Here is a 12,892-nt window from a genome sequence, read left to right on the forward strand (position 1 = left end):
TCACATACTCTATCAGATGTTTGACTATCAGATGTTTGACTATTAGATCTTTGACGGAACTCGGTGGTAACTGGTTCTTCGAGATTGCTCTTGTTGGCGTTAGATCTCCAACTACGTATTTTCCATCCTCCAAAAAACCCTGTGAAATTTCCTCCGATAAAACCACCAAATACTGAACCAAGTATTATAACGAATTCACGCCATGAAGAAGTAGGCGCGGATGTCGGCGCTGGCGCTGGAGAGGGACATGGTTGTCTCTCATCAGGAAGAAGTCCGTTAACATCTCCACTTCCACTACTTCCAGAAGGGCAAACACAATCTGGAGTACCTGTTGGGGATGGAATAGGTGTTGATTCTGGGTTATCTGTTGGAGATGGAATAGGTGTTGATATTGGGTTACTAGCTGAAGATGGACTAGGCGTTGATATTGGGTTACTAGCTGAAGATGGAATAGGCGTTGATACTGAGTTAATTGTTGAAGATGGAATAGCTGTTGATATTGAGCTATCTGTTGGAGATGGAATAGGCGTTGATACTGAGTTAATTGTTGAAGGTGGAATAGCTGTTGATACTGAGTTAATTGTTGAAGGTGGAATAGCTGTTGATACTGAGTTAATTGTTGAAGATGGAATAGCTGTTGATATTGAGCTATCTGTTGGAGATGAAATAGCTGTTGATACTGAGTTAATTGTTGAAGATGGAATAGCTGTTGATACTGAGTTAATTGTTGATGATGGAATAGCTGTTGATACTGAGTTAATTGTTGAAGATGGAATAGCTGTTGATATTGAGCTATCTGTTGGAGATGAAATAGCTGTTGATACTGAGTTAATTGTTGGAGATGGAATAGCTGTTAATACTGAGTCAATTGTTGATGATGGAATAGCTGTTGATATTGAGCTATCTGTTGGAGATGGAATAGGTGTTAATACTGAGTTAATTGTTGATGATGGAATAGCTGTTGATATTGAGCTATCTGTTGGAGATGGAATAGGTGTTAATACTGAGTTAATTGTTGATGATGGAATAGCTGTTGATATTGAGCTATCTGTTGGAGATGGAATAGGTGTTAATACTGAGTTAATTGTTGAAGATGGAATAGCTGTTGATATTGAGCTATCTGTTGGAGATGAAATAGCTGTTGGTATTGAGTTAATTGTTGAAGATGGAATAGGTGTTGGTATTGAGCTATCTGTTGGTGATGGAATAGCTGTTGATACTGAGTTAATTGTTGAAGATGGAATAGGTGTTGATATTGAGCTATCTGTTGGTGATGGAATAGTTGTTGATACTGAGTTAATTGTTGGAGATGGAATAGTTGTTGATACTGAGTTAATTGTTGAAGATGGAATAGCTGTTGATATTGAGCTATCTGTTGGAGATGAAATAGCTGTTGGTATTGAGTTAATTGTTGAAGATGGAATAGGTGTTGGTATTGAGCTATCTGTTGGAGATGGAATAGGTGTTAATACTGAGTTAATTGTTGATGATGGAATAGCTGTTGATTCTGGGTTATCTGTTGGAGATGGAATAGGTGTTGATACTGGGTTACTCGCTAAAGATGAACTAGGTGTTGATACTGGGTTATCTGTTGGAGATGGAATAGGTGTTGATACTGGGTTACTCGCTAAAGATGAACTAGGTGTTGATACTAGGTTACTCGTTAAAGATGAACTAGGTGTTGATACTAGGTTACTCGCTAAAGATGAACTAGGTGTTAATACTGGGTTAATTGTTGAAGATGGAATAGGCGTTGATACTGGGTTACCTGTTAAAGATGAACTAGGTGTTGGTACTGAATTATCTGTTGAAGATAAAATAGGTGTTGATACAAGGATATCCGCTGAAGATGGAATAGGTGTTGATACAGGCTCACCCGTTCGAGTAACCTCCAGTTGTGGTTGCGATAATAATGTAGAAGTAGTAGAAAAAGGAGTCGATTGTATGTCATCACTACTCACCAGCGATATGCTCGGGCTTACTTTCATTTCATTTTCCGAAAACGACAGTGAAGGCAATATCTGACTAGTCCGAGCTCCTAAAGTGGTTGATGGTTGTATTGAGACACTTCCTGTATTTTCTACGCTCGATTGGATTTCAGAAGGTGCTAAATTTTCTGGGGGCTTGCCAGAACCATCTATCTCTGTAGGTTCAAAAGTGACTTGTTCTGTCACCTCTGAGGTGACCTCAATTTTTGTAGGATTTGCCTCTGTTGTTGCTTTAGCCTCTGTTGTTGCTTTAGCCTCTGTTGTTGCTTTAGCCTCTGTTGTTGCTTTAGCCTCTGTTGTAGTAGCCTGCTCCGGCGGTTTTTCAGTATTTTGTCTTCGCGCTCTTAAGAGCAATTCACTAACCCTATCAGATTCGAATTGATGTATATCTCCCGATGCATCATAAAAAATCTCGCCATCTCCATCTTCAAGGGATTCAAGTTCTGCATTTAATATTGCCTTATCTAGAGTAATTTTTCCCTTACTCTTAGTTTTCGTTGTAACCTCCCCTTCAAACTTAGTTAAACATCGCGTTGCCACATAACCGCCTGCATAACCACCGATAAAACCAGCTACCCGATTAGAGATAAACCGAAACCAGCTATCTTCTTTAACCCCTATTAGATCCACCACCTTATCGTTTATTTTTGTGCCCACAGTGGCACCCAAAACGGCACTTGATGTAACCGCAAGACGATAAACTAATTTTTTCCCAGTGGATACATCACCAAGCACTACAGCTGCTCCAAAAGCGGTTACAACTCCTGACAAAAAATCAGCAGTGCTATTTCCTACTTTTTTGCCTAACTCTGATCTTTCAGTTAAGAACTTTACTCCTACTTTAACTCCCCCTGCTACTGCACTAGTCACCGCGACACCTGTTAGCCCAGCAGGGCCTGTGCCGAAAAAAAGTAAGATAGGGATAGCGTTAGTTCCACTTTCTATAACGGCCATTGTATAACGCTTTAGAGGCGATGGAATTTTATCATTAACTCTTTCTATGCAATCACTTGCATTAGCTAATATTTTTGTATCTGTAAAGCAACTTAACGAAATTGAACTGCAATGCTCTGGAATTATTGCTGAAACGCCCATGCTCTATCCTTTCATTACACATTTTTTTTAGCATATCGAAGATTGCCGAACAGGAGCTGAATAGCCACTTAGCTTTTCATCTATTGTTAGTTTTAAAATAACACTGCTATAACTGATAGCTATATCCCCATGATTTTTGAAGAGGCAACTTCTCTTAACGACAAGTATTGCCATTTATCCTATGTTGCTTTTCCTTGTAATAGACTAGGGTCTGTTGATCTTTCGTGATTGTTTTTGCAGCGATAAATTGGTTATTTTATGCAAGGCAGAGTTTGTGAGGTTTGGTTATTATCGACATACAAAACTGTCGTTACTTCGTTTCCAAATAAGAAAACGATAACGCAGCACCTTTTATTTAGAAAGAGCGACCAATTTACGCTCTCTCTTTTTTCGATGCTTTTGAGCATTCACTGTTCTGTGTTGTGACCAGCTCACTTAGATGGCTAAGCATCACTGCTCACGCCTTGAGCCTAGATAAATCGGTTGAGAATGGTCATATACGTAGAAAAAATTACTGATAGCAAGGCATAAGTTGCAGCAAGTAGTGGTTCTACTTGCAAAATTTATAACGCAGCTAGCGGTCATTTTGGCAAGTATATGAGCGTTCAGCACTCACCTAACAAGTGAAGAAACATCATTAATTTTTGCAATATGCTTCAGTAGGTTAAGGGTGAATTGTGCGTTCAACCGATTTGTTTAGGTTGAACAGATAAATGCTCAAATAGCACAAAATTTAATCCTGAAAGAGCAACAGACCCTAATACCAATTACAGTAATTAATCTCTCACTCAGCAAGAGATAAAGGTTTTCAGTACAAGGCGCATGTTCAAAGTACTATCGGGATAATTCAAGAACGTGCAACGCAGTAATGGAAACCTTTAGCCTAGCCCTTCGGGAGCTTGTATGCGCAAAAATTACTTCACAAAATTATCTCAACGTAGCAATGTTATAACGACTGTTTTGTATGTCGCTAATAACTATGTTTTCACTAATTTCGTTTGTACTTTGTGCGCATACATAGCTCTGAGTTGAGCATTTAATTACTGTAATTGGTATAACTATCTGTACTGTTGATAATATTTTGAGTATCTTTTTAAAATCGCACTCTTAAAAATTTCGTTACGAAAACTCAAATTAATACCAATTTATTAACCTAAATTCACTCGTGCATTGCGGAACATGCGCATCCACGGGCTATCTTCGCTCCAATCATCTGGATGCCAAGAGTTTGCTACGGTTCTAAACACTCGCTCAGGATGTGGCATCATGATAGTGACACGTCCATCTGTTGTACTTAGCCCCGTAATACCATTGGCAGATCCATTTGGATTTTGTGGGTACTGGGTAGCAATTTTGCCGTGACCATCTACATATCTCAGTGCAATCGTGCCGCTTGCCTCAGCTGAAGTAAGCGCTTGAGCATTAGCAAACTCAGCCAAACCTTCTCCATGAGAAACAGCAATTGGCATTCGTGAACCCGCCATTTCATTAAAGAATAACGACGGACTTTTTTGTACTTCAACCAAACTAAATCTTGCTTCAAATCGCTCAGAATTGTTGCGCACAAAATGCGGCCAAAATTCACTTCCCGGAATAATCTCTTTAAGGTTTGACAGCATCTGACAGCCATTACACACACCCAATGAGAAACTATCATCACGAGCAAAGAAACGGCTAAACTCATCACGTGCACGTTGATTGAATAGGATTGACTTTGCCCATCCTTCACCAGCACCTAATACATCACCATACGAGAACCCACCACAAGCCACTAAGCCTTGGAATTCATCTAAGTTGATGCGACCAGCAAGGATATCTGACATATGTACATCACGGCTTTCGAAACCAGCCCGATCAAATGCGGCAGCCATTTCAACGTGTGAGTTTACCCCTTGCTCACGTACAATTGCCATTTTTGGCATAATACCTTTTAAAATATAAGGTGCGGCCACATCTTCAGCGGGATCAAAGCTTAAATTTACGGTTAAACCCGGCTCATCAGCTTGAAGCTTTAAATCAAATTCTTGTTTAGCTGATTCTGGATTGTCACGCATTGATTGCATTTTGAAGGTTGTTTCAGACCACAGTTTACGCAGCGCAACACGGCTTTCTGTGTACACCGCATTATCACCATCAGTGATGCTGATTTGGTTATCTTGTGTTATCTCACCCAACAAATGACACTCAACACCACCTGCGCGATATTGTGTTTGAATTTCATCGGCTTGCTCAGCATTAACCTGAATAACAGCGCCCAACTCTTCGTTAAATAAACGCTCCAAATATGTGCCAGTTAGCGAAGACAGATCAATTTTCAGTCCGGTATTGCCCGCAAAAGCCATTTCAACTAACGTTGTAAATACCCCACCATCACTGCGATCGTGATAAGCAATAATTTCTCTAGCGGCAACTCGCGCTTGTGTTACTTCAAAGAAATGACGCATCAGTGCAGGCGTGTTCAAATCGGGCGCCGTATCACCCAACTCACCAAACACTTGTGCGAGACACGAGCCGCCTAAACGATTATTACCTTCGCTCAAATCAACCAGTAGTAAACGAGTGCCCCCTTTATCACTGCGAAGTTCTGGTGTTACAGTGTTGCGAATATCACGTACAACACCAAATGCTGTTATCACTAGTGACATTGGCGATGTTACAGTCTTATCTTCACCGCTTTCTTGCCATGCTGTTTTCATCGACATTGAGTCTTTACCAACTGGAATAGTCAATTCTAACTCTGGGCACAGCTCTTCACCCACCGCTTTAACTGCTTGATAAAGGCCTGCATCTTCACCAGGATGCCCCGCCGCTGACATCCAGTTCGCGGATAATTTAATACGCTTAAATGAGCCGATATCCGCACCTGCGATATTCATAATTGACTCTGCAACGGCCATACGCGCTGATGCGCCAAAGTCCAATAATGCAAGTGGTGTACGTTCACCCATCGACATGGCTTCGCCAGCATACGAGTCAAAACTCGCAGCAGTTACAGCACAATCCGCTACTGGAACTTGCCAAGGGCCAACCATTTGATCGCGGTTTACAAGCCCTGTTACAGTACGGTCACCAATAGTAATTAAAAAGGTTTTATCGGCAACAGTAGGCAAACTTAATACACGCTTAACGGCTTCAGATATTGCAATGTTCTCTTGCGCTAAAGCTGGGCTTATCGCTTGCTTAGATTCAACATCACGAGACATTCTAGGCGCTTTACCAAGCAATACCTCAAGGGGTAAATCGATTGGTTGGTTATCGAAATGCGGGTCGTCAAGAATCAAATGTTCCTCAACTGTCGCTTCGCCAACAACCGCAAATGGTGCGCGTTCACGCTGACAAATGTCAGTAAAAATTTGCAAGTTTTCAGGAGAGACCGAGAGCACATATCGCTCTTGAGACTCATTACACCAGATTTCCAGCGGGCTCATGCCACGCTCATCTGATAACACATCACGTAAATTAAATTTACCGCCACGACCGGCATCGCTGACCAGTTCAGGCAATGCATTTGAAAGACCACCAGCACCAACATCATGAATAAACTGAATTGGGTTTTCATCACCAAGTTGCCAACAACGGTCGATAACTTCTTGGCAACGGCGCTCCATTTCAGGGTTTTCACGCTGCACGGATGCAAAGTCTAGATCTTCATTCGATTGACCTGATGTCATAGAAGACGCTGCACCGCCACCAAGTCCAATGTTCATTGCAGGGCCACCAAGTACAATCAGTTTCGCGCCTTCTGTAATTTCGCCTTTTTGAACATGATCTTCTCGGATATTACCGAGTCCACCAGCCAGCATGATCGGTTTATGATAACCACGAACCTCAACACCATTATGGCTACAAACTTTCTGCTCATAAGTACGGAAATACCCCAGCAATGCTGGACGACCAAATTCGTTATTAAATGCTGCGCCACCTAATGGCCCTTCGGTCATAATGTCTAATGCACTGACAATACGACTTGGTTTACCGTAATCTTTTTCCCAAGGCTGCACAAAGCCCGGAATATTCAAGTTAGAAACACTAAAACCTGTGAGTCCTGATTTTGGTTTAGATCCTCGACCAGTTGCACCTTCATCACGAATTTCACCACCTGATCCAGTTGCAGCACCAGGGTATGGACTGATTGCCGTCGGATGGTTATGAGTTTCTACTTTCATCAACACGTGCATAGGTTCTGTGTGATAGTTATAAGTGCCGTCTGGATCTGGGAAGAAACGTCCAGCAATACTACCTTCCATTACCGCGGCATTATCTTTATAAGCTGATAACACATGTTCAGGGTGAGTTTCATAAGTGTTTTTAATCATTTTGAACAATGATTTTGGCTGTGCTTCACCGTCAATTGTCCAGTCAGCATTAAAGATTTTATGACGACAATGCTCTGAGTTTGCTTGAGCAAACATCATTAATTCAATGTCATTTGGGTTGCGTTCCAGCGACCTGAAATTCTCAACTAAATAATCAATTTCGTCTTCTGCTAGTGCTAAGCCCATTTCAGTGTTGGCTAACACAAGTGCTTCACGGCCTTTACCTATAATATCAACGCTGGCAAATGGCTTTGGCTCAGTTTGAGTGAATAATATCTGCGCTTCAGATAAATCAGAAAAAACCACTTCAACCATGCGGTCATGAAGCAACGCTTTCAGCGTTTTTTTCTGCTTATCATTAAGGGAATCGAAGTCTTTCTCTTCAGCTAATTCAACGTAATAAGCGACTCCTCGCTCAAGCCGTTTCACTTTGCCTAAATCACAATTATGAGCAATATCTGTTGCTTTAGAAGACCAAGGAGAAATTGTACCGAGACGAGGAGTAACGAAAAACAGCATGCCTTGAAGGCGTTGAGTATCTTTTTTAGGGCCGTAAGTGAGGAGTTTTTCTAATTGTTGTTGTTCGTTGGAATTTAACGGATCGCTTAAATCGACTAAATGAATAAATTCTGAATGAATCTGTTTGACCGGAAGTGCCTTACTGTTACAGGCTTGCATCATTTTTTTAATATTAAAATCTGAAACTGCTGGGGCTCCGCGGATGATCTCCATCACGTCTATTCACCTTATTGTAATATGTGCAGGGTATTTGTTGGCGATATTATAAGTAAACGTGGCTTATAAATCATCACTCAAGCTTGCCCAAAAGCGCTTTTCCTGTGATATAAAGGAGTGATTTTGCGAAAACTATTTTCGTAAAAAAACGTTTTCAATTATTCACCTTTTACGGATGGCTTATGATGCGCTTTCTGTGTTTTTTAGGGATTATATTGTTTATCGGTGGCTGTAGGACATCAGTAATAGTGCCACCTCCTCAAAAAGAACCTATTTTCAAACCTAACGTGCTTCGTGTGGGGACTTTGTATGGTTCACAAATCTATATGATTGACGACAATGGCCCTAGCGGTTTTGATTACGAAATGTCTAAGGAATTTGCCCAATACTTAGGGTTACCTTTGGACATCCAACCATATCCGGATCGTTCCAGCCTATTTAGAGCCCTTGAGCAAGGCAATGTAGATTTGATTGCTGCTGCTTTTCAGCAAACACCTGCTAGAAATCGTCGTTTTCGCTTTAGCCCCCCGTTATACCGAGTTAATCAAGTGCTTATATATCGAAAAAATACTAAAGCACCTATAAACATTGATGACATTGATGAACCAATCAGTGTAATGGCTAACTCATCCTATGAAGAGACTTTAATAGAGCTAAAACAAACCCATCGAAATTTGAAATGGACACCCATTTACGGCAAAGATAATGAAGAATTACTGGAAATGGTTGATCGAGGCGAAATTAAATACACTATATCTGACTCAACCATCGTCAAAGTGAACCAACGCTTCATGCCTGAGATCCGCCAAGGTATTGTACTTGCGAAGCAAAGACCTATTGTTTGGATGTTACCACCGACTAATAGCGATAAAACACTCAGTCAACTGCTTGCGTTTTGGCATCAAGAGCGTAAGTCAGGTAATATTGCATTTCTTAAAGAGAAATATTTTGGCCATGTTAAGAAATTTGATTATGTCGACACCCGTGCCTTCATTCGCGCCGTAAGCTCTGTACTTCCACTGTACCAACCACTCTTTGAGTTACACGGCAAAGATATCGATTGGAGAAAGCTTGCTGCCACGTCTTATCAAGAATCTCATTGGAACCCAGCAGCCAAATCATTTACAGGAGTGAGGGGAATGATGATGCTTACTTCCACAACGGCCAAAGAACTAGGGATTAATGACAGACTCGATCCAGCTAAAAGCATACGTGGTGGTGCTACTTACTTAAGAAATATGCTTAACCGATTGCCTGATGTTATACCTGAAAATCAACGTATGTGGTTTGCTTTAGCTTCCTACAACATTGGGCTTGGCCACGTCATTGACGCTCGTAAATTAGCCGCCAAATTGAAGTTAAACCCAAATTCATGGCGAGACTTAAAAAAAGTACTTCCTTTATTGCAAAAGAGAAAGTACTACCGAAAACTGAAATATGGATATGGTCGAGGAAAAGAAGCTGTGCACTATGTTGATAGTATACGTCGTTATTACGATACCTTACTGTGGATCGACCAACAATCTACCAGAAAACAACTTAAAAAAAGTTTGATTGCAACGATCTAGGGTCTGTTGATCTTTCGTGATTGTTTTTGCAGCGATAAATTGGTTATTTTATGCAAGGCAGAGTTTGTGAGGTTTGATTATTATCGACATACAAAACTGTCGTTACTTCGTTTCCAAATAAGAAAACGATAACGCAGCACCTTTTATTTAGAAAGAGCGACCAATTTACGCTCTCTCTTTTTTCGATGCTTTTGAGCATTCACTGTTCTGTGTTGTGACCAGTTCACTTAGATGGCTAAGCATCACTGCTCACGCCTTGAAGTAGAGTAGGCTACTGGCTTCGCTATCGCTTATCCAGCAGCCCCTCTTCGATTCCGTGCATGAGGTTTTCCCTCACACGGCTCTGTTGTTACACTTCTCTCAGCCCCTTCACTTTGCTTATCATCTTGTCGTGGGTAAATACTCAAGACCAGCTTGGCGTAATTTTTCGTAAGCACCTCGTGATAGATACTTGCTTCGACGTTGACTTAAGCGACGATGCCAGCGATAGAACCGGTTTACTACAAATCCATTTATTCTGAAAAATACACCTCTGGGATAACCTATCCCACCAAAATAGTGTTTCCATCCCCTCAGAACTTGATTAACCTTATTTATCAGTACGCCAAGTGTATTTGAGGTTCGGTGTTTCACTATGTCTCTGATTTTATTTTTCAGCTTTGTTTGGCTCTTCTTAGACGCCTCTATCTTGATGTAAGGGATGCTGCGACTTAGGTTATACCGACGTATAATCCAAACAGAGTAATTTACGGTTGCAGCCAAATGTCTACTTCAATTTACCTTTCTAGTGAGTCCAAAAGGATAATTAAACTTGCATCCAGTAAACTTCATGGGATGGAGAAAAGAGTTTTTATGGCCGAAGTATCCAAAACCTTCTGCTGTGGGAGTCCACGCTTAACTGAAACAGAATTTGGCTGGTGTCGAAAGGCTGTTGCGCTTGGGCTTCATGAACAAGAAACGGGCTTCGAGTGTTTCGGAAACTATGACGGAAAACCTCGAAGTGAAGTGAGTCAGCCTCAATTAGAAATAGATATTAGAGCGTTAGTAGATCCTGAATCGCAAGCCGACCCGAAGTTTAAAAATACGTTTGTGTATACCCGAATTACAGCGAAAGGCGTCAGAAAAAAGTTAATTGAAGAAAAAGGCTGGCTACCTGAAGAATTACCTAAAGAAAGAACCATTAACGACATATTAAATCGACTGGGATACAGACTTCGACGAGTCCAAAAAACTAAACCCCAAAAAAAATTCCTCAAACAGACGCTATCTTTGAAAACGTAAACAAAATCAATAAAGAAACAACCGGTAATAAAAAAGTCATCCGTATTAGTATCGACTGTAAAGCGACAGTTAATGTTGGTGAGTATTCCCGTTACGGTAAATCTCGTAGTGCTGATGCTGTTCAAGCGTTGGATCATGATATGGAAATAAAAAAGAAAATGATCCCGTTCGGAATTCTTAACCTCGACAATGATCAACTTCATGTTTTTTATGGCAACTCAAATAAAACAAGTGACTTCATTTGTGACGCACTTGAATGGTGGTGGGATTCAGTTAAAAGTGAAAATCTAGAAGTGGAAGAACTCATTATTTTTTCAGATAATGGTCCTGAAAATAGTGGCTGTCGTACTCAATACCTGTTTAGATTAGTAGCGTTTAGTGAACAATCGAAACTCAAGATTCGAAACGTCTACTACCCGCCATACCACAGTAAGTACAACCCGATAGAACGAGTCTGGTCATCGTTAGAGAGGCATTGGAATGGCACATTACTGAGTACAGCCAAAACGGTAATAGAATGGACAAAAACAATGACATGGAAAGCGATGAGCCCAGTAGTCAATTTAATTGATAAAATTTACTCAAAAGGAGTCAAGCTCAATAACAAAGAAAAAGAAGAGCTGGAAAGTAAAATAGTCAGAAATAGTGAATTACCAAAGTGGGATCTTACAATCACTCCAATTGCGGTAGATTTTTAAATGCTAGATCCCTAACTGGTGCCTTTGATGAGGCCTGTGATCCGTTGAAAGTTAAAACCGAGGAAATCAAACTCATTCATCAGCTTTCCCATATCCACACAGTGGGTTTTACTTTGATTTAGCTTCAGACCTTCATCACTTAATTGCTGTGTTATCCAGTCCAGTTGCTCTTGTGTGTAGGTTTGCTTATGGAGTACAACAAAATCATCTGCATAGGTAACGATTTTACACGGTGTTTTTTCGTGTATTTTCAAACAGAAATCGTTGAGATAGATGTTAGCCAGTAGTGGAGAGATAACTCCGCCTTGCGGAGTGCCACATCGGCTTGCTTCTATTCGCCATTTTCTGTTGACCGTCTCTACGCTGATGGGCGCTTTGATAAAGCTTTTCAGCAAACTCAGAAAGCTGCTGTCGCTTATTCGCCTTTCTACTTTTGCCATCAACTTAGCGTGCGGGATGGTATCGAAATAGGCGCTCAAGTCAGCATCGAGTACGTGCTGATAGCCTTGTTTTAGGCTCATTTCAATGACTTTTACCGCTTGCTGGGCGCTTCGACATGGACGATAACCATAACTGTGTTCATGTAAATGAGGTTCGTAGACGGGTTGCATCACTATTGTCATCGCCATTTGCACAATTCTGTCACTGATTATCGGGATCCCAAGTTTCCGCGTTTTTCCGTTGTCTTTGAGTATTTCTACTCGTTTGACTGGGCTAGGTCGATAGTTTTTCTGTTGTAATTGAGTTTGAATTTCTTTTAACAGCGCAACGACTTTCTTTTGCTGCTCTAGATAACTGAATGTGATGCCATCAATTCCTGCTCCGCCTTTATTGGCTTTGCATCGTCGATAGGCTTCTTCGAGTATATCTAGGCGACTGAGTTTATCGTACAAGCTGTAAAATCGTAGCTCCGAGTTAAGCTTTGAGCGTAAGTAAAGTTTTCGCTGTAATATTCTGATATTTACTGGAGTGTTAGCCATATGGCAATTTCACCTCAAAAGTTACGTTAAAAAACGGGTGTAACACTGAGCCCCCTCCCTGATGTAAAGTTATGTTGTCTTCACGGTTAACGGTACTATGGGCTCATCCGACTGCCTGAGCGCCCTATCTGAAATTTCGGTTTACCTTATATTCGGATAGTGGAAGTCACTACCTTCCAACACTCAGGCTCTCCCACGTTCACTTTATTTCCTTCAATACATGCCACTTCA

General features: G+C 41.0%; 7 protein-coding genes and 1 pseudogene. 5 read left to right on the forward strand and 3 right to left on the reverse strand.

Annotated features, from left to right (window positions below):
- Positions 1-63 precede the first annotated feature (63 nt).
- From E2I05_RS16290 to E2I05_RS16300, 3 genes are all read left to right on the forward strand, one after another.
- Complete coding sequence (locus E2I05_RS16290; RefSeq protein ID WP_121854253.1) at positions 64-2,025, forward strand: autotransporter outer membrane beta-barrel domain-containing protein; 1,962 nt, start codon at positions 64-66, stop codon at positions 2,023-2,025.
- An 18-nt stretch (positions 2,026-2,043) separates the two neighbouring features.
- Positions 2,044-2,370 (forward strand): hypothetical protein, encoded by a 327-nt coding sequence (locus E2I05_RS16295; protein WP_121854254.1) that lies wholly within the window; start codon positions 2,044-2,046, stop codon positions 2,368-2,370.
- A 333-nt stretch (positions 2,371-2,703) separates the two neighbouring features.
- Positions 2,704-2,949 carry a hypothetical protein gene (locus E2I05_RS16300; protein WP_121854255.1) on the forward strand — a complete coding sequence of 82 codons (246 nt, stop codon included), beginning with the start codon at positions 2,704-2,706 and terminating at the stop codon, positions 2,947-2,949.
- 1,282 nt (positions 2,950-4,231) lie between these two features.
- On the opposite strand, the gene purL is transcribed toward E2I05_RS16300, so the two are convergent.
- Positions 4,232-8,131: a phosphoribosylformylglycinamidine synthase gene (gene purL, locus E2I05_RS16305; protein WP_121854964.1), complete on the reverse strand. Its 3,900-nt coding sequence runs from the start codon at positions 8,129-8,131 to the stop codon at positions 4,232-4,234.
- A 185-nt stretch (positions 8,132-8,316) separates the two neighbouring features.
- Here purL and mltF point away from each other — a divergent pair, with 185 nt between their 5' ends.
- Positions 8,317-9,702, forward strand: a complete 1,386-nt coding sequence (gene mltF / locus E2I05_RS16310) for a membrane-bound lytic murein transglycosylase MltF (protein ID WP_312018414.1) — start codon at positions 8,317-8,319, stop codon at positions 9,700-9,702.
- A 381-nt stretch (positions 9,703-10,083) separates the two neighbouring features.
- Here the strand turns inward: mltF and E2I05_RS16315 are convergent, their stop codons facing one another.
- Positions 10,084-10,464 carry a group II intron maturase-specific domain-containing protein gene (locus E2I05_RS16315; RefSeq protein WP_133309750.1) on the reverse strand — a complete coding sequence of 127 codons (381 nt, stop codon included), beginning with the start codon at positions 10,462-10,464 and terminating at the stop codon, positions 10,084-10,086.
- 90 nt (positions 10,465-10,554) lie between these two features.
- On the opposite strand from E2I05_RS16315, the pseudogene E2I05_RS22675 reads away from it, so the two are divergent.
- Positions 10,555-11,681 (forward strand): annotated as a pseudogene (locus E2I05_RS22675) (ISAzo13 family transposase).
- An 11-nt stretch (positions 11,682-11,692) separates the two neighbouring features.
- Here the strand turns inward: E2I05_RS22675 and ltrA are convergent.
- Complete coding sequence (gene ltrA, locus E2I05_RS16330) at positions 11,693-12,661, reverse strand: group II intron reverse transcriptase/maturase (protein ID WP_133309751.1); 969 nt, start codon at positions 12,659-12,661, stop codon at positions 11,693-11,695.
- Positions 12,662-12,892 lie beyond the last annotated feature (231 nt).

Source organism: Parashewanella spongiae (assembly GCF_004358345.1).
Lineage (GTDB): Bacteria > Pseudomonadota > Gammaproteobacteria > Enterobacterales > Shewanellaceae > Parashewanella > Parashewanella spongiae.

Bases quoted from the DNA above. Each gene is read 5' to 3' on its own strand.
- ltrA (WP_133309751.1), bottom strand. From the start codon at position 12,661: ATGGCTAACACTCCAGTAAATATCAGAATATTACAGCGAAAACTTTAC.
- purL (WP_121854964.1), bottom strand. From the start codon at position 8,131: ATGGAGATCATCCGCGGAGCCCCAGCAGTTTCAGATTTTAATATTAAA.
- mltF (WP_312018414.1), top strand. From the start codon at position 8,317: ATGATGCGCTTTCTGTGTTTTTTAGGGATTATATTGTTTATCGGTGGC.